This is a genomic window from Cyanobium sp. ATX 6A2 (genome assembly GCF_024346355.1).
In the GTDB taxonomy this organism is placed as follows: domain Bacteria; phylum Cyanobacteriota; class Cyanobacteriia; order PCC-6307; family Cyanobiaceae; genus NIES-981.
In genome coordinates this window covers 45695-67357 of the sequence record NZ_JAGQCU010000007.1, presented here as the reverse complement: position 1 = coordinate 67357, position 21663 = coordinate 45695, and the positions used below count along the sequence as shown (strand labels likewise).

Sequence of the window (21663 nt, the reverse complement as noted above, 5' to 3'; positions counted from 1 at the left end):
CATGCTCAGCCTGGACGGGCGCAACCGATCCCTGTTTGCCCGCCGCGAACGCAGCCGGCGGCGGCCCCTGGCCGGGGTGGATCTGCTGCTCTGGGGCATCCCCCTGGCCATGATCGCCCTGGCTGGCATCCTGATCGCCAGCACCCAGCGCCAGGCCGACTACGCCGACTGGTATCAGCACTGGATCACGGCGGCCGCTGGCCTGGGGATCGGCCTGCTGCTGGCGCGCCTCCCCGTCGATCGTCTGGTCCGCTGGCAGTGGCCGATCTTCGCCGTCACCATGGTGAGCCTGGTGGCGGTGCGGGTGGTGGGCACCACGGCCCTGGGGGCCCAGCGCTGGATCAGCATCGCCGGCTTCAATGTGCAGCCGTCGGAATTCGCCAAGCTAACGGCGATCCTAATGCTGGCTGGCGTGCTGGCCCGCCACCCGGTGGAGCGTCCCGTTGACCTGGTGCGGCCCTCCGCCCTGATCAGCCTGCCCTGGCTGCTGGTGTTCATTCAGCCCGATCTGGGCACATCGCTGGTGTTCGGGGCCGTGTTGCTGGTGATGCTGTTCTGGTCGGGGATGCCGGGGGGCTGGTTGCTGCTGCTGCTCTCGCCCCTGGCCACGGCGATCCTGGCGGGCACCCTGCCCTGGGGGCTGCTGGGGTGGATTCCGTTCACCGCCTGGCTGGCCTGGACCAGCCTTCCCTGGAAGCGCCTGGGGTTGGCGATCGTGGTGGGGGTGCAGGGCTTCTTCGCCGCCATCACCCCCTGGTTGTGGCTCAATGTGCTGCAGGACTACCAGCGCGACCGGCTGGCACTCTTCCTCGACCCGGCCAAGGACCCCCTGGGCGGGGGCTATCACCTGCTTCAGAGCACCGTGGGGATCGGCAGCGGCCAGCTCTGGGGCACGGGGCTGATGCGCGGATCGCTCACCAAGCTGCGCTTCATCCCCGAGCAGCACACCGATTTCATCTTCAGCGCCCTGGGGGAGGAAACCGGCTTCATCGGATCGGTGCTGGTGGTGGCCGGGTTTGTGGCCCTGGCCTGGCGGCTGCTGCATATCGCCGGCCGCGCCCACAGCGATGTGGAGTCGCTGGTGGTGGTGGGGGTGGGCACCATGCTGATGTTCCAGGTGGTGGTGAACATCAACATGACCATCGGCCTCGGGCCGGTCACCGGCATTCCCCTGCCCTTTCTGAGCTACGGCCGCTCCGCCATGCTGATGAACTTCATGGCCCTTGGTCTGTGCGCCTCCGTGGCACGCCGCGGTGGCGGGCAGCCCCGCCCTGGCCAGACCCGCTGGTAAACCAGCAACGCGAGACTGCACCATGCCCCCAGAGGCAGCCCAGGCCATGGGGCCCGATAATCCTGGCCCTCCCGATCGGGTGACCCTGGATCGGGTGCGTGCCTGCCTCGGGGCCGGCGTGCCGGCGGGCCGCAACGACGAGGATTCGGTGCGCCGCCAGTGGTGGGCGGCGCTGGCCACTCTGCAGAGCGACTGTCTGCTGCTGCGGCCCGATCAGGGGGGAGTGTGGCTGGCGGCGCCGCTGCCGGCCCTCTACGAACCCCAGCTGCTGGCCCGACTGCGCGGATGGGTGTGGGCACCGCCGCAACTGGAGACGCTGCTGAGCGCCGCGCCGCCCCTGCTTCCCGGAGCCGGCGGCAGGCCCATGACGTTGGCCAGCGGGTTTGAGCGACTGCCGCTGGAGCCCGATGACGGCACCGATCCACTTCTGATCGTGATCACACCCAGTCTGCAGGTGGCGCTGTGCCTCGATGGCCCCAGCGCTGGCCGGCGGCTGCTGGTGCGCTTCGAGCCCAGCGTGCTCAGCGAAGCCCTGGGCCTGATCCACGCCCGCCTGGCAGCGGGGAATGCGGCCAGTGCCGAGCGGCTGGAGGAGGCCATGCGCACGCTGGGATCGTTACAGAATGACCCGCAGCTGGGCCTGCGGTTCTGGCCGCAGCTGGCCGACCGACTGGCGGCGATGGCCCCGAGCGTGACCCTGCAACCCCTGGCGCAGCGCAGCCACGGCCCGCCTGAGGGCGACGTGAGCGGCGAGCTGGCCCTTTTGGAGGCACTCACCCATGAGGTGCGCACGCCGTTGGCCACGATCCGCACCCTGATCCGCTCACTGCTGCGCCGCCGCGATCTCTCCACCGTGGTGCGGCAGCGGCTGGAGCACATCGATGGGGAATGCAGTGAGCAGATCGATCGCTTCGGGCTGATTTTTCTGGCGGCGGAACTCCAGAACCGCCCCGGCAACGGCAGTCACGGGACAGGCGTGGAGCAGGAGCTGGCCCGCACCGATCTCAGCGCACTGCTGGGACAGCTCGAGCCCCTGTGGCAACGGCAGCTGAGCCGCCGAGGTCTGGAGCTGCAACTGGCGATCAGCGCCGACCTGCCACCGGTGCTCAGTGACCCGGCCCGTCTGGAAACGATGCTGGGGGGACTGATCGATCGCTTCAGCCGCTCCCTGCCCTCCGGCAGCAGTGTGCGGCTGCGGCTGCAGGCGGCCGGACCCCGGCTGAAGCTGCAGCTGGACAGCACCGCCGCCGGTCCTGCGGCTGCGGGCGGCGGTGACCCCGATGGCGCACCGGTGCGGGCGGTGGGACCGGTGCTGAGCTGGAATCCCACCACCGGCAGCCTGCAGCTCAGCCGCCAGGCCACCCAGCGCCTGTTTCAGCGTCTCGGTGGCCGGCTCACCGAACGGGGCGGCAGCGGCCTGACGGTGTTCTTCCCGATTTGTTGACGGGTGTGAAGACTGCTGGGCAGGGCCACGGTGGCCCAAAACCACGGTGCTAGCTTCCGCCTGAACCAGTCTGCCGACATCTGATTTAGCCATGACAGCAACGGCGCTGAAGGGTCAACTCCCCAAGTACATCGGCAGCACGGGCGGCTTGCTGAATTCTGCTGAAACCGAAGAGAAATACGCGATCACCTGGAGCAGCCCGAAGAGCCAGATCTTTGAGCTGCCCACCGGTGGTGCCGCTGAGATGAATGAGGGTGAAAACCTCATGTATTTCGCCCGCAAGGAGCAATGCTTGGCGCTCGGAACCCAGCTGCGCACGCGCTTCAAGCCCAGAATTGAAGACTACAAGATCTACCGCATCTATCCTGGCGGGGATACCGAATTCCTGCACCCCAAAGACGGCGTTTTCCCCGAGAAGGTCAACGAGGGTCGCCCGATGGTGGGGCACAACCCGCGCCGGATCGGTGCCAACACCAATCCAGCCAATATCAAGTTCAGCGGCAAAAACACCTACGACTCCTGAGGGCAATCCGCATCTGCTTATGGCCGGGGCCCTCAGGGTCCCGGTTTTTTCATGGGCTGACTTCTGGTGATCGTGTCGTCATCACCCCAGGGATCCGCCCCCGTCATCAACCTGGCCCTTGATGCTGAACGCGATCCTGCAACGCACCAAGATGGCCCGGCTGGGGTTGAGCCCAGCGGCACCGCATCCCCACCGCTGGGGCACAGCTGTGGTGCTGGTGGTGCGCAACGAGGAGCGCCACATCGGCGAATGGGCCCGCTTCCACCGGCTTGCCGGAGTGCGGCAGGTGATTGTCTACGACGACGGCAGCAGTGATGCAACCCTCGATCAGTTGGCAGCAGAACTGGCGGCCGATCAGCTGCGGGTGATTCCCTGGGGCCAGCGGCTGGCCGATCAGCTGCTGCGCCGCGAGATTCACAATCAGGTGCTGGCCTATGCCCACGCGGCGGCGAATTTCGGCGGCGCGTTCCGCTGGATGGCCTTCATCGATGCCGATGAATTCCTGGTGCCGAAGCAGGCCGCCAGCCTCGATGCAGCCCTGGCCCACCTCGACCCTCAGGTGCGCAATCTCTCCCTCCCCTGGCACATGTTCGGCCGCTGCGGCCACCAGCAGCCGCCCAGCGGCGGCGTGGTAACCAACTACCGCCTGCGGGCAGCCGATCCCATGGCTGGGGTGAATTTCAAGTGTGTCGTTGACCCCTGCCACCTCACAGCGGTGCGGGTGCACCGGATGGAGGTGGACCACGGCAGCCTCACCTGGAATGATCAGGGCGAGGCCTGGCCGCTGCGCCGGCGCTCCCAGGCGAGTTTCTACTCCGCCGAACACATACAGCTCAACCACTACTACACGCGATCGGGCGAGGAACTGGAGCAGAAGATCCGGCGCGGGCCCAATCTGCGCTCCAAGGCGGCTGCCTACCGGCGCAAGGTGATGCGCACCGTGCACCAGATCGAGCAGCAGGTGGTGCCCGACGACGCCGCCATCCGTTTCCTGGAGCGGATTGGAGCCAGCGCTTCGTGGTGATCCGCGCTGCTCAGAAGCAGTAGTTGAAGTGCTCGATCTCGGCCCGGTAGAGCCGCCCCACCAGACGTTCGAGCTCGGGGGTGTAGTGGCTGCGATAGCTGGAGCCAACCTCACCGGCCGCCGCTCGATGCCCAGCCTTCGAGCGGGGCAGCCAACCATCCCAGTCCACGCCGAGCTGCTGCAGCGCGGCGGTGAGGTCGCTCTGGAGGGTCTCGAAGCGCACCACCTGGTCGGCCACCACCTGGCCGTCGATCGCCAGCATCGGCCAGTTGTCGTGGAAGGCCAGCGGCACCACCCCGCCCAGGTCGTGTCCGGCCGCCAGCGCCCGCACATAGGCGGCGAAGCTGGGGGGGCGGCGCAGCCGCTGAACGCGCCAGAAGTAATCCGACACGGTCTTGTCCCAGGGATTGCGCACCACGGCCAGCTTCCGGTAGTCGCGCCACTCGCGCGGGAACGCCACCGCCAGCCGCCGGGCCGGGGCATGGGGAGGTTTCCGGCCCAGCAGGGGCCGGTAGGCGTGATCGATGGCACGGGCCACGGCCCGGCCGTGCATCCGGGTGCCCAGGCCGCTGGCCAGCACCAGGCTGGCGGGGTTGTGGCGCCAGGCTTCTCGGCGCACCCGTCGGGTCAGGGGAATGCCCTCGCTGAGGGTTTCCACGATGGAGCTGATCTGCAGATCGGCAGGACCCAGCAGCCGGGCGAGCGACACACAGATGGAACTGCCGGCGGCCTTGCGGCAGTGCAGCACGATCAAGCGGTGGCGATGGCTGAGGATCATCCCTGGCTGCGCGGGCGGTGGTGGGACCACCAGCGCTTGGCCAGCGCCAGAGGCGGCGGCAACTGCCGATCACGACTGCGGCCGATGTCGCTGAAGTGTTCGGGCCTGAGGCCATAGGCGCTCAGGCGGAGCACCAGATCCTCGATGGAGCTGTGGTCGAGCTGAAAGTCAATCAGCTGCTGCGGGCGAGTGGCCATGAAGCCGCGCACCGCCGCCAGGTGCTGATCCCACTCCCGCCGCCAGGCCCCGGCCAGCTCCTCGCTGCCGGACAGTCCCCTGAGGCGCCGTTCACGGGCTGCAAATTCACCATGTCCGTGCCGCATCCGAGAGCGAATCCAATCCTCCCGATCCCGCCAGTTCAGCAGCAGGATTGTGTCGGGATAATCAGCCAGAATGCGTTGATAGAGGGTATTGCCATCGAAGCTACCCTGCGCGCTGCTATCAATCAGATCACCGTAGAAGATGTGGTGTTCCGCCCCGAAAAACACCGGACGGCCGGCATCCACATTGAGCCGCATCAAGCGTCCGATCCTGCGCGTTGTCCACAACCGCGCGGGCCAGCCGACCCGCAGTTTGTGATGCACCACCGGATGGCCGGCCCTGGCGAACAACCGGGCCAGGCTGCGGGTGCCGCATTTGTTGAATCCCACCGCCACCACCCGCGGCAGCGCTGGATCTCGATCACCGGGCTGCGTGATGGGCACGAACACGTCGGCATGGGCGGGGGGACTGGAGGCCCACAGACATTGTCTAGCGTCACCCGCAGCGACCGCAGCGCGCCCCGTGCCCCCCGCCATCCCGCCGCAGGGCCCTGAGCTCTCAGGCAGCCTGCGGTGTGACCTCTGCCGTCGCACCGCCAGCCTGATCACCCCGTTCTGCCAGCGCTATCCCTACAGGGGCCGGATGGATCTGTTCAAACTCGACCCCCGCGGCTGCTACTCCCCGGCGGAACCGTTCTTCTACAGCCGCATCCCCAAAGCGGCCAACACCACCATCGTGGCGGCTCTGGCCAGCCAGATTTCCTACCGGCCGCGCTACCGGCGTCGCAAGGATCCGAAATACAGCTTCCAGCGACCCCTGTTGCTCTCCAGCCGCGAAGTGCAGCGCCTCGAGCGGGAGGCCTTCGTGTTCACGTTCGTACGTAACCCCTTCAGCCGCGTGCTCTCGGCCTACCTCGACAAGGTGGGGCGGCTGCGCCACCAGGGCCGGCGCTTCCTGGCCTGGGCAGAGATGCACGGCCAGCCCGGTGACTTCCTGGGCTTCTGCCGGTTTCTGGAGGCCGGCGGCCTGCACCTGGACATGCACTGGGCACCCCAGGTCGAGATCCTCTGCCTGCCCCTGAGCCGCTTCGACTTCATCGGCCGCGTCGAATCCCTCGACCGCGACCTGCCCCAGGTGCTGGAGCGGCTGTTCGGCGAGCAGGACCTGGCGCCCAGTGAGCGCCGCGGCACCACCACCAACGCCGCCCATCAGCTCCAGGAGGCCTATGGGCCTGAACAGCGGCAGATCATTGGCCGGCTGTACAGCCGCGACTTCGAGCTGTTCGGCTACGAGCCCACGCTGCCTCAGCCATGACCCGCCGCCCTGCCGCCAGAGCCGGGCGCCGGGCGGCGCCTATAAAGGCAGGGCCTGCAGCGCCGCCCGTGGAACCCGGAGTCCTGGACCAGGCCTTCCGCGATCAGGTGGCAGCCGGTCGCACGTTCATCCCGCTCTGGAAACGCTGGCCCGCGGATCTGGAAACCCCCCTCACCACCTGGTTGAAGGTGGGCGCCAGTCACCACCACGGTGTGCTGCTGGAGTCGGTGGAGGGCGGCGAGCGCATCGGCCGCTGGAGCTTCATCGTGGCCGACCCGCTCTGGACCCTCACCAGCCGCGGCGACAGCAGTGAGCAGCAGTGGCGCGATGGCCGCCGGGAGCGCCTCAGCGGCAATCCCCTCGAGCTGCTGCAAACCTGCCTGGCCCCGCTGAGCAGCGAGGCGCTGCCAGGGCTGCCGCCGGTGGGGCAGCTGTTTGGCTTCTGGGGTTACGAACTGATCCGCTGGATCGAGCCCAGCGTGCCCATCCATGCAGCGGACGCCGCCGCGCCCCCCGATGGTTGCTGGATGCTGGCCGACAGCCTGCTGGTATTCGATCAGGTGAAGCGCCAGATCACGGCGGTGGCCTATGCCGACCTCAGCCGCGGCGACGACCCGGAAACGGCCCACGCCGCCGCCAGCGAGCGGATCCGCCGGCTCGAGGCCCAGATGCACCAGCCCCTGCCCCCGGGGGTGGTGCCCCTGCGGTGGCACGACGCCACGGCCGAGGCCATCGACGAACGCCTGCGGCCGCTGAGCAACTGCCAGCAGGCCGACTTCGAGGCCGCGGTGGTGCGGGCCCGCGACCACATCGCCAACGGCGATGTGTTCCAGCTGGTGCTCAGCCAGCGGCTGGAAACCGGCATCGAGGGCGATCCCTTCGATCTCTACCGCAGCCTGCGGATGGTGAATCCCTCGCCCTACATGGCCTTCTTCAACTTCGGCGGCTGGTATCTGATCGGCTCCAGCCCAGAGGTGATGGTGAAGGCTGAACCGATCGCCGGCGGCGATCAGGTGAAGGCCTGCCTGCGACCGATTGCCGGCACCCGCCCACGGGGTGCCGACGAGGCCGAGGACCGGGCCCTGGAAGCCGAACTGCTGGCCGATCCCAAGGAACGGGCCGAGCACGTGATGCTGGTGGACCTGGGCCGCAACGACCTGGGCCGGGTGTGCCGGCCGGGCAGTGTGCAGGTCACCGACCTGATGGTGATCGAGCGCTACTCCCACGTGATGCACATCGTGAGCCAGGTGGAGGGCGTGCTGGCCGAGGGCAAGAGCGTGTGGGACCTGCTGATGGCAGCCTTCCCGGCCGGCACGGTGAGCGGCGCCCCCAAGATCCGGGCGATGCAGCTGATCCACAACCTCGAACCCGATGCCCGCGGTCCCTATTCGGGGGTGTACGGAGCTGTGGATCTGGCCGGGGCCCTGAACACCGCCATCACCATCCGCACGATGGTGGTGCTTCCCGCCGGCCCGGGCAGCTGGCGGGTGCAGGTACAGGCCGGTGCGGGGGTGGTGGCCGATTCGCGGCCGGAGGCCGAGTATCGCGAAACCCTCAACAAGGCCCGGGGCATGCTCAAGGCCCTGGCCTGCCTGCAGTGACGCCGGATTCGATGGCCAGCCCACGCCTGCTGAAGGGCTTCGAGGTGGAACTGTTCACCGGCCGCCCCGACGGCACGGTGGTGGGTTGCAGCCCCGCCGTGGTGGCGGCCCTGGAGGGGTTTGTGATCGAGCCCGATCACCGCAACCTGGAGTACATCACCCCACCGGAAGCCGACTACGGCCGCCAGCTGGAGCTGCTGCTGGAGCCCCGCCGCCGGCTGCGGGCCTGGCTGGCGGCGCAGGGGCTGACGCTGCTGCCCGGCAGCACCCTCAGCCGCGGCGACAGCTCCCGCTTCGAGCGCTCCGATCCCGACCACCCCTATCACGCCTACATCGAAGCCACCTACGGCACCCGGGTGGTCACCGCCAGCGTGCATATCAACCTGGGCCTCACCCCGGGCACCGCCTTTGCGGGGCAACCAGCCCTGTTCGCCGGCCTGCGCGCCCTGCGCTGCGAGGCGGCCCTGCTGCTGGCGCTGAGTGCCAGTTCCCCCTTCCTCGACGGCCAGGTGACCGGAGCCCATTCCCAGCGCTGGCTGCAGTTCCCACTCACCCCAACCGAGGTGCCGCTGTTCGCCGATCACCAGCACTACGTGGGCTGGATGCAGGAGCAGCTGTCGGCCGGGCAGATGCAGAACGTGCGGCACCTGTGGACCTCGGTACGCCCCAACGGCGACAACCGTCCCCATGACCTCAACCGGTTGGAGATCCGCATCTGCGATCTGGTGAGTGATCCCCAGCTGCTGCTGGCGATCACCGCCTTCTGCGAACTGCGCCTGGAGCAGCTGCTGCAGGCGCCGGAGCGCTGGGATCCGCTGCGGGCCAGTGCCCTGAGCGCGGTGGAGCTGGCCCGGCTGGCTGACGCCAACGAGCAGGCCAGCGCCCGCTCCAGCCTCGATGCCCTCCTCCACCACTGGCGCGACGGCCGCCCGATCCGCTGCCGCCAGTGGATCGAGGAGGGCCTTGAAGAGCTCAGGCCCCTGGCCCGCCAGCAGCAGCTGGAGCTCCAGCTGGCGCCGCTCGAGCGGGTGCTTCAGGAGGGCAACCAGGCCATGTGCTGGTTGGCGCAGCACCGGGCCGGGGCCTCGATTGCCGCCATCCTCAGCGCCGAGGCCAAAGCCATGGCAGCACAGGAGCAGCGGCTGGCCATCGACCACACAGACCGGCAGGCGGGTGTTTTGGGATGATCGACGCGTCTCGCACTGCCACCCCGGTTCCCATGCGGCAGTTCGTGCCCACCATCGCCGCGCCCTCCCCCCGGGCCACGCGCCTGCTCGGCGAGCGCATGGAGCTGGTGGAAGACCTCTGGCAGACCGTGCTGCGCAGTGAATGTCCAGCCGATCAGGCCGACCGGCTGCTGCGCCTCAAGCAGCTCAGTGATCTCAACGAAGACGCCGACGACGAGGCCGACAGCAGCGCGGCCTTCGTGGAGCTGATCCGGGAGATGGATCTGGCCGAGGCCATCGCCGCGGCCCGCGCCTTCTCCCTCTACTTCCAGCTGGTGAACATCCTCGAGCAGCACATCGAGGAGGACACCTATCTCGACAGCCTCAAGAGCCAGGCCGAGCCGGTGGCCAGCGACCCCTTCCTGCCGCCCCTGGCCAGCCAGACCGAGCCCGTCACCTTCCGCCAGCTGTTCGAGCGGCTGCGCAGCCTCAACGTGCCCCCGGCCCAGCTCGAGACCCTCCTGCGCGACCTAGACCTGCGGCTGGTGTTCACGGCCCACCCCACGGAAATCGTGCGCCACACGGTGCGGCACAAGCAACGGCGGGTGGCGGCCCTGATCCAGAAACTGGAGCAGGGAGCGGGGATCATCAACCCCCTGGAGCTGCACAACCTGCGCCTGCAGCTCGAGGAGGAGATCCGGCTGTGGTGGCGCACCGACGAACTGCACCAGTTCAAGCCCACGGTGCTCGACGAAGTCGACTACGCCCTGCACTACTTCCAGGACGTGCTGTTCGACGCCATGCCGCTGCTGCGGCAGCGGATCCGCTCGGCCCTGGCCCAGAGCTATCCCGATGTGGAGGTGCCCCGGGAAGCCTTCTGCACCTTCGGCTCCTGGGTGGGATCCGACCGGGACGGCAACCCCTCGGTGACGCCGGAGATCACCTGGCGCACCGCCTGCTACCAGCGCCAGATGATGCTGGAGCGCTACATCAAGTCGGTCACTGAGCTGCGCGATCAGCTCAGCATCTCGATGCAGTGGAGCCAGGTGAGTCCGGCGCTGCTGGAATCCCTGGAGATGGACCGGCTGCGCTATCCCGAGATCTACGAGGAGCGGGCGGCCCGCTACCGGCTGGAGCCCTACCGCCTCAAGCTCAGCTACGTGCTGGAGCGGCTGCGCCTCACCGAGGCCCGCAACGAACTCCTGGCCGAGGCCGGCTGGGAGTCCCCCTGCGACGCCATCGCCAACGTGCCCCTGCCCGGCGGCAACCTCAGCAACACCAGCCCCACCCCCGAGCTGCACTACGGCTCCGTGGAGGAATTCCGCAACGACCTCGAGCTGGTGCTGGAGAGCCTGGACAGCACGGGCCTGAGCTGCGAGGCCCTGCAGCATCTGATCAGCCAGGTGCAGATCTTCGCCTTCTGCCTGGCCAGCCTCGACATCCGCCAGGAGAGCACCCGCCACAGCGACGCCATCGACGAGCTCAGCCGCTACCTGCAGCTGCCGGTTCCCTATGGGGAGATGGCTGAGCCCCAGCGGGTGGCCTGGCTGCTCGACGAACTGCAGACCCGGCGCCCCCTGGTGCCGGCCGCGGCCCGCTGGAGCGATCCCACGGCCGAGACCTTCGCGGTGTTCCGCATGCTGCAGCGGCTGCAGCAGGAGTTCGGCACCCGCATCTGCCACACCTACGTGATCTCCATGAGTCACACGGTGTCGGATCTGCTGGAGGTGCTGCTGCTGGCCAAGGAGGCGGGGCTGGTGGATCCGGTGACCCAGCACGCCTCCCTGCTGGTGGTGCCGCTGTTCGAGACGGTGGAGGACCTGCAGAGGGCGCCGGCGGTGATGGAGGAGCTGTTCCGCCAGCCGATGTACCACCAGCTGCTGGGGGGAGCCGAGGGCACCCCGCCTCTGCAGGAGGTGATGCTCGGCTACTCCGACAGCAACAAGGATTCCGGCTTCCTGTCCAGCAACTGGGAGATCCACAAGGCCCAGATCGGCCTCCAGCATCTGGCCACCCGCCACGAGCTGGCGCTGCGCATCTTCCACGGCCGCGGCGGCTCGGTGGGTCGTGGCGGCGGTCCGGCCTACCAGGCGATCCTGGCCCAGCCCAACGGCACCCTGGGGGGCCGCATCAAGATCACGGAGCAGGGGGAAGTGCTGGCCTCCAAGTACTCCCTGGCGGAACTGGCGCTCTACAACCTGGAAACCGTCACCACCGCCGTGATCCAGAACAGCCTGGTGAGCACCCCGGTGGACGACACCCCCAGCTGGAATGAGCTGATGGGCCGGCTGGCCACCCGCTCACGCGAGGTCTACCGGGCTCTGGTGCACGACAACCCCGATCTGGTGGCCTTCTTCCAGCAGTGCACCCCGATCGAGGAGATCAGCAAACTGCAGATCTCCAGCCGCCCGGCCCGGCGCAAGAGCGGTGCCAAGGACCTCTCCAGCCTGCGGGCGATTCCCTGGGTGTTCGGCTGGACCCAGAGCCGTTTCCTGCTGCCCAGCTGGTATGGCGTGGGCAGGGCGCTGCAGGAGGAACTGGAGCGCGATCCCGAGCAACTCGACCTGCTGCGGCTGCTGCATCAACGCTGGCCGTTCTTCCGCATGCTGATGTCCAAGGTGGAGATGACCCTCTCCAAGGTGGATATGGAGCTGGCCCATCACTACGTGCAGGACCTGGGCCGCAGCGAAGACCTGGACTCCTTCGAGCGGATCTTCGCCACCATCGCCGGCGAATTCACCCTCACCCGCGATCTGGTGCTGAAGATCACCGGGCGGCGGCGGCTGCTGGATGGCGACCCGGCCCTGCAACTCTCGGTGGACCTGCGCAACCGCACGATCGTGCCCCTGGGTTTCCTGCAGGTGGCACTGCTGCGCCGGCTGCGGGATCAGAGCCGACAGCCACCGATGAGCGAAACCGTGGGCTCCCGCCAGGATGGACGCACCTACAGCCGCAGCGAGTTGCTGCGCGGCGCCCTGCTCACCATCAACGGCATCGCCGCGGGCATGCGCAACACCGGCTGATCACCACACGAGGGCACCCTGGGCTCCCTGCTCCTGCCATTCCGAAACCATCCACCGGCACCGCGACTGGGCGAGGGCTATCGCCTGGTGAGCGAGGGTCTGCCCGATCTCCTGGCCCTGGATGCCCTGTTGCTGCAAACCGGTGAGCGGGCCCGCGGCGAGCACCGCTGGCGCCGGGTGCTGGAGCGCAGCCTCTGGCATCTGCACATCCTCAACCGGGAGGAGCAGCTGGTGGGTTTCGTGCGCAGCACCAGTGACCTGGCCCTCAACGCCAACCTCTGGGACCTCTGGGCCGACGCCGGTGATCCGGCTCAGCCGGAGCTGCTGCTGGCCCTGGTGCAGGCGTCCCTGGGCAAGCTGCGGCGCGAGCTGCCGGGCTGCAGCATCTCCCTGTCGGCCCCGCCCCAGGCCGTAGCGGCCCTGCAGCGGCAGGGATTCGTGGTGGATCCCGGTGGCATCCGGGCCATGGGCCGGGGCCTCTGAGCTCCCCCGAGCGCCACCCGAGCGCGGCAGCGGGGCTGATCACAAGCCTCAGGCGAACACAAAAAAAATCCCCCCCTGCTGCGGCAGGGAGGGTGGACAGACAGCGAGCATGGAGGGACTCGAACCCCCGACTTTCAGAACCGGAATCTGACGCTCTATCCAACTGAGCTACATGCCCGTGAGCACGGGTCGGGAACGGCACCGCCCCGGGGACCGCTCTCGATCGGCTTACCTTAGCCGCTGGCCGCCTGCGACCCATTCGGCTGCACCGCCTGGAGCTGAGCCAATACCGCAACATCGAGCGGCTGGAGCTGGTGCTGGATGCCCCACGGCTGCTGGTGGTGGGAGCCAACGGTGAAGGCAAATCCAACCTGCTTGAGGCGGTGGAGCTGCTGGGCAGCCTGCGCTCCCACCGCAGCTCCAGCGACCGGGATCTGATCCGCCACGGCCAACCGCTGGCCGTGCTGCGGGGCCTCAGCGATGACGGTGACCGGCTGCGACTGGAACTGCGGCGCCAGGGGGGGCGGCAGGCCAGCCGCAACGGCAAGACCCTGGAGCGCCAGCAGGATCTGCTGGGGTCGCTGCGCTGTGTGGGCTTCAGCGCGCTCGACCTGGATCTGGTGCGGGGGGAACCGGCCCTGCGGCGCCAGTGGCTCGATCGGGTGGTGCTGCAGCTCGAGCCCCTCTACAGCGAACTGCTCAGCCGCTACGGGCGGCTGCTGCGGCAGCGCAGCCAACTGCTCCGCCGCGGCCTGGGAGGAGGGGATCTGGGCGCGCTGCTGGATGCCTTCGACCAGCAGATGGCCCTGGTGGGCACCCGTCTGCACCGGCGCCGGCATCGGGCCCTGCGTCGTCTCGAGCCCCTGGCAGCCGCCTGGCAGCACCGCCTCAGCAGCGGCCGCGAGGTGCTGAGCCTGCGCTACCGCAGCGGCAGCGAGCTGCCGGGGGAAGAGGCTGAAGAGCCCTGGCGGCAGGCTCTGGCCGGGCAGCTGGCCCGCCAGCGGCCGGAGGAACTGCGCCTGGGCCAGTGCGGGGTGGGGCCCCATCGCGACGAGGTGGAGCTGCTGCTGGGGGAGCGTCCCGCCCGGCGCTACGGCTCCGCCGGCCAGCAGCGCACCCTGGTGCTGGCCCTGAAGCTGGCGGAGCTGGAGCTGGTGGGCAGCGTGGTGGGCACCCCGCCGCTGCTGCTGCTCGACGACGTACTGGCCGAGTTGGACCCTGGCCGCCAGCAGCAGTTGCTGGCGGCCGTTGGCGAGGGCCACCAGTGCCTGGTGAGTGCCACCCATCTGCAGGCCTTCAGCGGCGGCTGGCGCCGGCACTGCCAGGTGGTGCGGATGCGGGCCGGGCAGCTGCAGGAGGAGGAGCCCCCCGCTGCCGCGTCCGGCTCGTAAGGTGAGCCGCCCCATCGGCCCATCCTTGATGCCCCAGAGCCTGCCCTGCCTCCACCCCAACCCGGGATGGACCGCTGCCCCCCCCAGCTGCGACACGGTTGGCAAACACTGCATCCTCGAGCTCTACGACTGCGATCCAGGTCGGCTCGACAACCAGGCTTTCCTCAGGGACACCATCACCGCCGCCGCCCATCAGGCCGGTGCCACCCTGCTCAACCTCATCACCCACCGCTTCCAGCCCCAGGGCGTCACCGGGCTGGCCCTGCTGGCCGAATCCCACATCTCCATCCACACCTGGCCCGAGTCGGGCTATGCCGCCGTGGATGTGTTCACCTGTGGCGATCACACCATGCCCGAGCGCGCCTGCGCCGTGCTCGCCGCTGAACTCGGGGCCGGCCGCCACCGGCTCACCAGCTTCCGCCGCGAAACCCCCAGCGCCATCGCCGGCGCCGAACGCACACCGGCGCTCAGATCTCGCGGTTGAGCTTGCCGCTCACCAGACCCTCCAGATCGAGGGCCACGGCACTGAAGCCCAGATTCAGGAAGGCGGCCACCAGTTCGGTCCTGGTTCCGGGCTCGGCCCAGCGGGTCAGGGCTTCCCCCAACTGGGCAGCGGGGAGCTCAATCCGGGCGGTCTGTCCCTGGCTGCGCACCCGCACCTCCGGCCAGCCCTGAGCCAGCAACCAGGCTTCGGCCGCCGCCACCAGCTGCAGTCGTTCCGCCGTGATCGGCTCGCCGTAGGGAACGCGGGAGGCCAGGCAGGGTTGGGCGGGCTTATCCCACCAGGGCAGCCCCAGGGCCCGCGAGAGCTGGCGAACGCCGGCCTTGTCGATGCCCAGCTCCGCCAGGGGCGAACGCACGCCAAACTCCCGGGCGGCCCGGATCCCCGGCCTGTGGTCCCCCAGATCGTCCTGGTTGACACCATCGAGCACCACCGCACCGGCGGCAGCCGCGGCGATCGGCGCCAGCAGGCTGTGCAGCTCGCGCTTGCAGGCATAGCAGCGCTCCTGGGGGTTGCTGGCGTAGGCCGGGTCGGCCAGCTCGGCCGTGGGAATCTCCCGGTGGCGGATGCCGAGCCAGCGAGCCTGCTGAACCGCCTCCCGGCGCAGGTGGGGCGCCAGGGCCGGAGACACGCCGGTGATGGCTTCGGCGGCCGGACCCCGCTGTTCCATGGCGATGGCCGCCACCAGGGCACTGTCCACACCGCCGGAATAGGCCACCAATACCCTGGGCAGCTGGGCGATCAGGGCGCGCAATTGATCCAGTCCACGCGCGAGGGGGGCGGACAGGGGGTCGAGCAGGGTGAAAGCCATCGGCGCTTCCGGCAGCAGCCGAGGCGATCCTGGCAGGGTGAGGGGAAGCCCTGCGGGGTGCTGGATCACCGGCCAGGCTGGGTAGCATCGGGGTCATCGATGCCGCGCCATGAGCTCCAGCAGCACCGGCACGCCGCAGCGGAGCAGCGTTCGCGGCACCGGTGGCGGGATCGGCATCCGCACAGCCGCCCGCAGCGACGAGCGCTCCCACGGCCAGCTGCACGTGTACGACGGTGACGGCAAGGGCAAGAGCCAGGCCGCGCTCGGTGTGGTGCTGCGCACCATCGGCCTGGGGATCTGCGAGCGGAAGCACACCCGGGTGCTGTTGCTGCGCTTCCTCAAGGGGCCCGGCCGTGCCTACGACGAAGACGGCGCCATCGAGGCTCTGCAGCAGGGGTTTCCCCATCTCATCGACCAGGTGCGCACCGGCCGCGGCGACTTCTTCACCGCCGAGGAGGTGACGCGCTTCGATCGCCAGGAGGCCCAGCGGGGCTGGGACATCGCCAAGGGAGCGATCGCCTCCGATCTCTACTCGGTGGTGGTGCTCGATGAACTCAACCCGGTGCTTGATCTGGGCCTGCTGGATGTCGAGGAGGTGTGTCGCACCCTGGCTGCCAAGCCAGGGGCGATGGAGGTGATCTGCACCGGCCGCGGGGCTCCGGCCCAACTGATCCAACTGGCCGATCTGCACTCGGAGATGAAGGGGCACCGGCGCCGGCTCGGGAACGGCGAGCGAGAGGCGGAGGGCAGCAGCGGGCTGCGCCTGGGGCTGGAGGGCATCGAGATCTACACGGGGGAGGGCAAGGGCAAGAGCACCAGTGCCCTGGGCAAGGCTCTGCAGGCCATCGGCCGCGGGATCAGCCAGGACAAGAGCCACCGGGTGCTGATTCTGCAGTGGCTCAAGGGCGGCAGCGGCTACACCGAAGACGCCGCCATCGCCGCCTTGCGCGAGAGCTATCCGCACCTGGTGGATCATCTGCGCTCCGGGCGCGACGCCATCGTGTGGCGGGGCCAGCAGCTGCCGATCGACTACGTGGAGGCGGAGCGCGCCTGGGAGATCGCCCGGGCGGCCATCGCCAGCGGTCTCTACAAGACCGTGATCCTCGATGAGATCAATCCCACCGTGGACCTTGAGCTGCTGCCGGTGGAGCCGATCGTGCAGACGCTGCTGCGCAAACCGGCGGACACCGAGGTGATCCTCACGGGCCGTTGCAAGAACCGTCCGGCCTATTTCGACCTGGCTGCGGTGCACTCGGAAATGGTGTGCCACAAGCACTACGCCGAGCGCGGCGTGGATCTCAAGCGCGGCGTGGATTACTGAGACAGCGGCCGTCAGCCCCTGCTCAGTAGCGCGGCACCTGCGGGTCCACGTGCTGACTCCAGGCATCGATACCGCCGCTCACATTCACGCCCTCGATGCCATGGCGCCCCAGGGCGATCAGGGCCTTGGCGCTGCGGCCCCCCAGCTTGCAGTGCACATAGAGCTGCTTGCCGGCGGCCAACTGGCGCACATCCTCGATCGCCTCGCCGCTCTCGATGCGATCCAGGGGCATCAGCACCGCACCCGGAATCACGGCGATGTCGGCCTCCTGGGGGTTGCGCACATCCAGCAGCAGGATGTCCTCAATCTCACCGTCGATCACCGTTTTCAGCTCGGCCACGGTGATGCTGGGCACAGAACCAGCCTCCTCCTGGCCCGGGGCGGTGCCACCCACACCGCAGAACTCCTGGTAATCGATGAGTTTCTCGATCACCGGCCGCTCGGGGCTGGGCCGCAGCTTGAGCTCGCGGAACTTCATGCCCAGGGCATCGAACAGCAGCAGCCGGCCGCTGAGGGTGGTGCCGATGCCGGTGATGATCTTCACCGCCTCGGTGGCCTGGATCACGCCGATGATGCCGGGCAGCACGCCCACCACACCCCCCTCCGCGCAGGAGGGCACCATGCCCGGCGGCGGCGGCTCGGGGAACAGGTCGCGGTAGTTGGGGCTGCCTGCATCGAGGTTGAACACCGTGGCCTGGCCCTCGAAGCGGAAGATCGAGCCGTACACGTTGGGCTTGCCCAGCAGCACGCAGGCGTCGTTCACCAGGTAGCGGGTGGGGAAGTTGTCGGTGCCGTCGCACACCAGGTCGTAGGGCTCGATGATCGCCAGGGCGTTCTCGCTGGTGAGCGCCGTCTCGTAGAGGTCCACCTGGCAGTGGGGGTTGATCTCGTGAATGCGGGCCTTCGCCGATTCGATCTTGGGCTTGCCCACCCAGCTGGTGCCGTGGATCACCTGGCGCTGCAGGTTGGAGTGATCCACCACATCGAAATCGACGATGCCGATGCGACCCACGCCGGCGGCGGCCAGGTAGAGCAGCAGGGGCGAGCCCAGCCCGCCTGTACCCACGCACAGCACCGAAGCGGCCTTGAGCCGCTTCTGGCCCTCCATGCCCACCTCCGGCAGGATCAGATGGCGGGAGAAGCGGGCCACCTCATCGGGGCTGAGCTGAACGCCGCTGGTGTCGAGAGCAAGCATGGTGGCAGTAGGGGAATGCCGTGGCCGCGGGCGCCGCGGGCCGGATCATCCGTCCATTCTCCACGGCACGGGCAGAACTGAAGGGCTGTCGTCGGCCAGCCACCAGAGGCGCTGCTCGCCCCGGGGGCCCTGGATCAGCATCAGCGCCGGCGTCACGCACAGACGCCGGTCGGTGGCCGAGGGCTCGGGAAGGCTGTGGGGGTGGCTGTGGGCATGGCCCAGCACCTCCAGGCCACGGGTCCGGCCCCAGCGCTGGGCCAGCAGCTGCTCGCGTGGATCGATCGCAAAGCGCCGTTGCCGCTCGGCCGGCTGAGGCCAGTCGTTGAGGCAGGGCCACAGCCCACGGAGCCGCCAGAGCCCTTCCGCCTCGGGCCTCTCGCCCAGGAGCAGAGCGCAACCCTCATCGGGAGCGGCCAGCGACAACAACCGCTGCAGCTGGTCACGCAGACCTGGCGGCGAGGCCACAGCAGTTGGCGCAAAGCGGGCCACCCCGATACCTTATGAACCATTGTCCAGTTCTGTGCGATCCGGGCCCATGAGCGACACCCCCTCCACCGCGGCCGAAAGCGCTGCCGAAACCGCTGCCGAAAGCAGTGTCGTCAGTGATGCGGCCGCCGCCGTGGAGGCCAGTCTCAGCCCCGGGCCCGGTGCGGATGCCGGTGCTGGCTTCAGCGAGCGCTACAGCGAAATCCTCGGCCGTGTGAACGAGCTGCTCGATCAGGTGGACTGGAGCCAGATGGGCCGCATCGGCAAGGTTCTGGGCATCCTGGTGGTGGTGATCGTGGCCCAGGTGCTGATCAAGGGCGTGCTCGACACCATCAACCTGCTGCCGATCGTGCCCGGGCTGCTGGAGTTGCTCGGTCTGGTGGTGGTGGGCCAGTGGAGCTGGAAGAATCTCACCACCGGCGAGAAGCGCCAGGCCGTGATGTCCCGCATCCAGAACCTGCGCTCTGACTATCTGGGCTGAACGCACGATTCGGGCTGAACGTCAACAGCACGCCCCACACGCCGCCGCTCAACCCGGCGGCCCTGCTCGCAGCAGGGCATCGAGGCTGGCCTGGCTCTGGCTCCAGTAGCTGCCCCCGAACAGATTGGCGTGGTTGAGCAGGTGGTAGAGGTTGTACAGGGGCAACCGCTGTGCGGCCCCGTGCGGCAGCGTCCAGACGTCCTCGTAGCCGGCGAAGAAAGCCTGCGGAAAGCCGCCGAACAGGCGAACCATGGCCAGGTCCACCTCGCGGTCGGCCCAGTGGCTGGCGGGATCAAACAGGGCGCCCCCGCCGCCTCCGGCCAGCAGGGCGGCGTTGCCGCTCCAGAGATCCCCGTGCACCAGCACAGGCTCACAGGCATGGCTGCCCAGCCAGGCCGGCAGCTCGGCCAGCAGCTGGGCAGCGCCGCGCAGGGGGCGACCCGCCGCGGCCGCGCGGCTGAACTGGGGAGCGAGGCGGCACGCGGCGAAGAACGGGGCCCACTCGGCGTGCCAGGCATTGGCCTGGGGCGCCGAGCCGATGAAGTTGTCGGCCTCGAATCCAAAGCCACGGTTCTGGCCCCCACGGCTGCACCGGTGCAGCTCCGCCAGAGCGCGCCCCAGCTGCCGCCAGTCGTCGGAGTGATCGCCAGCGCCGCCTTGGAGCTCCAGCCAGGGGAGCACCAGCACCGCCAGCGAGCCGGCCAGGCCAACGGCCAGGGGCATGGGCACCTGCAGGGGAGGCTGGGCCCAGCGGGCCAGGGCCCTCAGCCCGGCGGCCTCGGCCTCGAACATCGGCAGAGCTGAGGCCTGGTTGGTCTTGGCGAACAGCCTCTCACCGCCATCCAGCCGCAGACACCAGGCGCGATGGATGCAACCACCGCTCACAGTCGCGATGCCCTGGAGCGTCAGACCCAGCCGCTCGGCGAGCCAGGGGGCCAGCAGGTCGTGGGTGGAGGCAGTCACGACGCGCCCGCGGCGGAGGGCTTGCCAGCATGGCGGGATGCACAGATCAGTCTGCCCGTCGCCGCAGAGGCCAGGGGAGCGATGAGCGAGCTCCGCAATGGCGACCCCCGCGATGTGGTGGTGGTGGGAGCAGGCATCGGCGGCCTCACGGCGGCGGCGTTGCTGGCCCGCTCAGGCCTGGCGGTGGAGCTGCTGGAGGCCCACCACCAGAGCGGCGGTTGCGCCGGCACCTTCCGCCGCGGCCCCTACACCTTTGATGTGGGGGCCACCCAGGTGGCGGGGCTGGAGCCCGGGGGCAGCCACGCCCGCCTGTTCCGGCATCTGGGGGTGGCGCTGCCCTCCGCCACCCCCCTGGATCCAGCCTGCGTGGTGCACCTCGACGACGGCAGCGAGCCCGTGCATCTCTGGCGAGATCCCCGCCGCTGGCAGGAGGAGCGCCAGAAGCATTTTCCCGGCAGCGAACCGTTCTGGCGCCTCTGCGCCGCCCTGCACCGGGCCAACTGGCACTTTGCCGCCGGCGATCCGGTGCTGCCGCCCCGCACCCCCTGGGACCTGGCGCGGACGCTGAGGGCCCTGGGGCCGGCCAACCTGGCTTCGGGAGTGCTGGCCGCCGCCACCGTGGCCGACCTGCTGCACCTGTGCGGCTGCGCCGGCGACCGGCGGCTACGGCGCTTTCTGGATCTGCAGCTGCGGCTCTACTCCCAGGAACCGGCGGATCGCACCGCCGCCCTGTACGGCGCCACGGTGCTGGCCGTGGCCCAGGAGCCCCTGGGGCTGTGGCATCTGCACGGCTCGATGCAGGCCCTCAGCGATCAACTGGAGGTGGCGCTGGAACAGGCCGGAGGCCGGCTGCGGCTGCGGCACCGGCTCACCGGTCTGCGCCGGATCGCCTCCGGCCTCTGGGAACTGGCGGTGAACAGCGACCGCAACCGCCCCCCCAGCCGCCTCATCGCCCGCGACGTGGTGCTGGCCATCCCGCCCCAGAGCCTGCCGGAGCTGCTCGGCGAGGCCCTGCCTGAGGGCTACCGCCGCCGCCTGCAGGGGCTGGGGGATCCCTCCGGTGCCCTGGTGCTCTACGGGGCGGTGCCGCGGCCGGCGCTGCCGGACTCCGTGCCCACCCACCTGCAGTTCGACGGCACCAGTCCGGGCTCCCTGTTCGTGTCGGTGAGTCAGGAGGGTGACGGCCGGGCCCCGGCCGGCCAGGCCACGGTGATCGCCAGCGTGTTCACGCCAGCGCGGCCCTGGTTCGCCCACGAGCCCAGCGCCTACGACGCCGCCAAGGCCGAAGCCCGGCGCTCGATCCAGGCTGGTCTGGAGCGCGGCCTGGGCCTGCCTCCAGAGGCCTGGCTGCATGCCGAGCTGGCTACGCCACGGGGCTTTGCCCGCTGGACCAGCCGGCCCTTCGGCTTCGTGGGCGGACTGGGCCAGCGGCCGCGCTGCTTCGGCCCCTTCGGCCTGGCCAGCCGCACTCCCCTGGCGGGCCTGTGGCTCTGCGGCGATGCCATCTACCCCGGGGAGGGCACGGCGGGGGTGAGTCTCTCGGCCCTCACCGCCTGCCGCCAGCTGCTGGCGAGCCGGGGCCTGGAGCTGGAGCTGCGGCCCTGA

At 69.3% G+C, this 21663-nt stretch carries 20 protein-coding genes and 1 tRNA gene; 14 read left to right on the top strand and 7 right to left on the bottom strand.

Features of this window, described 5'->3' with window-relative positions:
* Position 1 precedes the first annotated feature (1 nt).
* The 4 genes from rodA to KBY96_RS08360 all read left to right on the top strand — a co-directional run bounded on the left by rodA (position 2) and on the right by KBY96_RS08360 (position 4282).
* Positions 2–1291: a rod shape-determining protein RodA gene (rodA, locus tag KBY96_RS08375; RefSeq protein WP_254978911.1), complete on the top strand. Its 1290-nt coding sequence runs from the start codon at positions 2–4 to the stop codon at positions 1289–1291.
* Between the two features lie 22 nt (positions 1292–1313).
* The gene (locus KBY96_RS08370; protein WP_254978910.1) at positions 1314–2735 is read left to right on the top strand and encodes a sensor histidine kinase; all 1422 of its coding nucleotides are present in this window, start codon (positions 1314–1316) and stop codon (positions 2733–2735) included.
* A 91-nt stretch (positions 2736–2826) separates the two neighbouring features.
* A complete protein-coding gene (locus KBY96_RS08365) occupies positions 2827–3258 on the top strand; it encodes a photosystem I reaction center subunit II PsaD (protein ID WP_254978909.1) in 432 nt (143 codons plus the stop codon).
* Between the two features lie 121 nt (positions 3259–3379).
* Positions 3380–4282: a glycosyltransferase family 92 protein gene (locus KBY96_RS08360; protein ID WP_254978908.1), complete on the top strand. Its 903-nt coding sequence runs from the start codon at positions 3380–3382 to the stop codon at positions 4280–4282.
* Between the two features lie 10 nt (positions 4283–4292).
* On the opposite strand, the gene KBY96_RS08355 is transcribed toward KBY96_RS08360, so the two are convergent.
* Together KBY96_RS08355 and KBY96_RS08350 are read right to left on the bottom strand one after the other, a co-directional pair.
* Positions 4293–5060, bottom strand: coding sequence for a sulfotransferase family protein (locus KBY96_RS08355; protein WP_254978907.1), 768 nt, complete (start codon positions 5058–5060; stop codon positions 4293–4295).
* Entirely contained in the window at positions 5057–5764 is a 708-nt protein-coding gene (locus KBY96_RS08350; protein ID WP_254978906.1) for a sulfotransferase, read from the bottom strand. The genes KBY96_RS08355 and KBY96_RS08350 overlap by 4 nt, the downstream gene beginning before the upstream one ends.
* Positions 5765–5843: 79 nt before the next feature.
* On the opposite strand from KBY96_RS08350, the gene KBY96_RS08345 reads away from it, so the two are divergent.
* From KBY96_RS08345 to KBY96_RS08325, 5 genes are all read left to right on the top strand, one after another.
* On the top strand, positions 5844–6635 hold the full coding sequence (locus KBY96_RS08345) for a sulfotransferase family protein (protein WP_254978905.1): 792 nt from the start codon (positions 5844–5846) through the stop codon (positions 6633–6635).
* On the top strand, positions 6632–8236 hold the full coding sequence (locus KBY96_RS08340) for an anthranilate synthase component I family protein (protein ID WP_254978904.1): 1605 nt from the start codon (positions 6632–6634) through the stop codon (positions 8234–8236). The genes KBY96_RS08345 and KBY96_RS08340 overlap by 4 nt, the downstream gene beginning before the upstream one ends.
* A gap of 11 nt (positions 8237–8247) precedes the next feature.
* Positions 8248–9423: a glutamate--cysteine ligase gene (gshA, locus tag KBY96_RS08335; RefSeq protein ID WP_254978903.1), complete on the top strand. Its 1176-nt coding sequence runs from the start codon at positions 8248–8250 to the stop codon at positions 9421–9423.
* Between the two features lie 32 nt (positions 9424–9455).
* Positions 9456–12425: a phosphoenolpyruvate carboxylase gene (gene ppc, locus KBY96_RS08330; protein ID WP_254978902.1), complete on the top strand. Its 2970-nt coding sequence runs from the start codon at positions 9456–9458 to the stop codon at positions 12423–12425.
* Between the two features lie 87 nt (positions 12426–12512).
* Positions 12513–12908, top strand: coding sequence for an N-acetyltransferase (locus tag KBY96_RS08325; protein WP_254978901.1), 396 nt, complete (start codon positions 12513–12515; stop codon positions 12906–12908).
* A gap of 104 nt (positions 12909–13012) precedes the next feature.
* On the opposite strand, the gene KBY96_RS08320 is transcribed toward KBY96_RS08325, so the two are convergent.
* Positions 13013–13086 (bottom strand) — tRNA-Arg (locus KBY96_RS08320).
* Positions 13087–13180: 94 nt separating this feature from the next.
* Between KBY96_RS08320 and recF the strand changes: the two genes are divergently transcribed.
* Both recF and speD read left to right on the top strand, forming a co-directional pair.
* Positions 13181–14299 carry a DNA replication/repair protein RecF gene (recF, locus tag KBY96_RS08315; RefSeq protein WP_254978983.1) on the top strand — a complete coding sequence of 373 codons (1119 nt, stop codon included), beginning with the start codon at positions 13181–13183 and terminating at the stop codon, positions 14297–14299.
* A gap of 28 nt (positions 14300–14327) precedes the next feature.
* Complete coding sequence (gene speD, locus KBY96_RS08310) at positions 14328–14783, top strand: adenosylmethionine decarboxylase (protein ID WP_254978900.1); 456 nt, start codon at positions 14328–14330, stop codon at positions 14781–14783.
* Here speD and larE read toward each other — a convergent pair.
* The gene (gene larE / locus KBY96_RS08305; protein WP_254978899.1) at positions 14767–15612 is read right to left on the bottom strand and encodes an ATP-dependent sacrificial sulfur transferase LarE; all 846 of its coding nucleotides are present in this window, start codon (positions 15610–15612) and stop codon (positions 14767–14769) included. The two genes, speD and larE, sit on opposite strands and share 17 nt — an antisense overlap.
* Positions 15613–15721: 109 nt before the next feature.
* On the opposite strand from larE, the gene KBY96_RS08300 reads away from it, so the two are divergent.
* Positions 15722–16933 carry a cob(I)yrinic acid a,c-diamide adenosyltransferase gene (locus tag KBY96_RS08300; protein WP_254978898.1) on the top strand — a complete coding sequence of 404 codons (1212 nt, stop codon included), beginning with the start codon at positions 15722–15724 and terminating at the stop codon, positions 16931–16933.
* 22 nt (positions 16934–16955) lie between these two features.
* On the opposite strand, the gene moeB is transcribed toward KBY96_RS08300, so the two are convergent.
* Both moeB and KBY96_RS08290 read right to left on the bottom strand, forming a co-directional pair.
* Positions 16956–18128, bottom strand: a complete 1173-nt coding sequence (moeB, locus tag KBY96_RS08295) for a molybdopterin-synthase adenylyltransferase MoeB (RefSeq protein WP_254978897.1) — start codon at positions 18126–18128, stop codon at positions 16956–16958.
* 45 nt (positions 18129–18173) lie between these two features.
* Positions 18174–18593, bottom strand: a complete 420-nt coding sequence (locus KBY96_RS08290) for a M67 family metallopeptidase (RefSeq protein WP_254978896.1) — start codon at positions 18591–18593, stop codon at positions 18174–18176.
* Between the two features lie 70 nt (positions 18594–18663).
* Between KBY96_RS08290 and KBY96_RS08285 the strand changes: the two genes are divergently transcribed.
* Positions 18664–19095, top strand: a complete 432-nt coding sequence (locus KBY96_RS08285) for a CAAD domain-containing protein (protein WP_254978895.1) — start codon at positions 18664–18666, stop codon at positions 19093–19095.
* A 48-nt stretch (positions 19096–19143) separates the two neighbouring features.
* On the opposite strand, the gene KBY96_RS08280 is transcribed toward KBY96_RS08285, so the two are convergent.
* The gene (locus tag KBY96_RS08280) at positions 19144–20058 is read right to left on the bottom strand and encodes a fructosamine kinase family protein (RefSeq protein ID WP_254978894.1); all 915 of its coding nucleotides are present in this window, start codon (positions 20056–20058) and stop codon (positions 19144–19146) included.
* A gap of 81 nt (positions 20059–20139) precedes the next feature.
* Here KBY96_RS08280 and crtD point away from each other — a divergent pair, with 81 nt between their 5' ends.
* Entirely contained in the window at positions 20140–21663 is a 1524-nt protein-coding gene (gene crtD, locus KBY96_RS08275; protein WP_254978893.1) for a C-3',4' desaturase CrtD, read from the top strand.

Coding starts and splice junctions, on each gene's coding strand:
- rodA (WP_254978911.1), top strand. CDS start 2: ATGCTCAGCCTGGACGGGCGCAACCGATCCCTGTTTGCCCGCCGCGAA.
- KBY96_RS08370 (WP_254978910.1), top strand. CDS start 1,314: ATGCCCCCAGAGGCAGCCCAGGCCATGGGGCCCGATAATCCTGGCCCT.
- KBY96_RS08365 (WP_254978909.1), top strand. CDS start 2,827: ATGACAGCAACGGCGCTGAAGGGTCAACTCCCCAAGTACATCGGCAGC.
- KBY96_RS08360 (WP_254978908.1), top strand. CDS start 3,380: ATGCTGAACGCGATCCTGCAACGCACCAAGATGGCCCGGCTGGGGTTG.
- KBY96_RS08355 (WP_254978907.1), bottom strand. CDS start 5,060: ATGATCCTCAGCCATCGCCACCGCTTGATCGTGCTGCACTGCCGCAAG.
- KBY96_RS08340 (WP_254978904.1), top strand. CDS start 6,632: ATGACCCGCCGCCCTGCCGCCAGAGCCGGGCGCCGGGCGGCGCCTATA.
- gshA (WP_254978903.1), top strand. CDS start 8,248: ATGGCCAGCCCACGCCTGCTGAAGGGCTTCGAGGTGGAACTGTTCACC.
- ppc (WP_254978902.1), top strand. CDS start 9,456: ATGCGGCAGTTCGTGCCCACCATCGCCGCGCCCTCCCCCCGGGCCACG.
- speD (WP_254978900.1), top strand. CDS start 14,328: ATGCCCCAGAGCCTGCCCTGCCTCCACCCCAACCCGGGATGGACCGCT.
- larE (WP_254978899.1), bottom strand. CDS start 15,612: ATGGCTTTCACCCTGCTCGACCCCCTGTCCGCCCCCCTCGCGCGTGGA.
- KBY96_RS08300 (WP_254978898.1), top strand. CDS start 15,722: ATGAGCTCCAGCAGCACCGGCACGCCGCAGCGGAGCAGCGTTCGCGGC.
- moeB (WP_254978897.1), bottom strand. CDS start 18,128: ATGCTTGCTCTCGACACCAGCGGCGTTCAGCTCAGCCCCGATGAGGTG.
- KBY96_RS08285 (WP_254978895.1), top strand. CDS start 18,664: ATGAGCGACACCCCCTCCACCGCGGCCGAAAGCGCTGCCGAAACCGCT.
- crtD (WP_254978893.1), top strand. CDS start 20,140: ATGAGCGAGCTCCGCAATGGCGACCCCCGCGATGTGGTGGTGGTGGGA.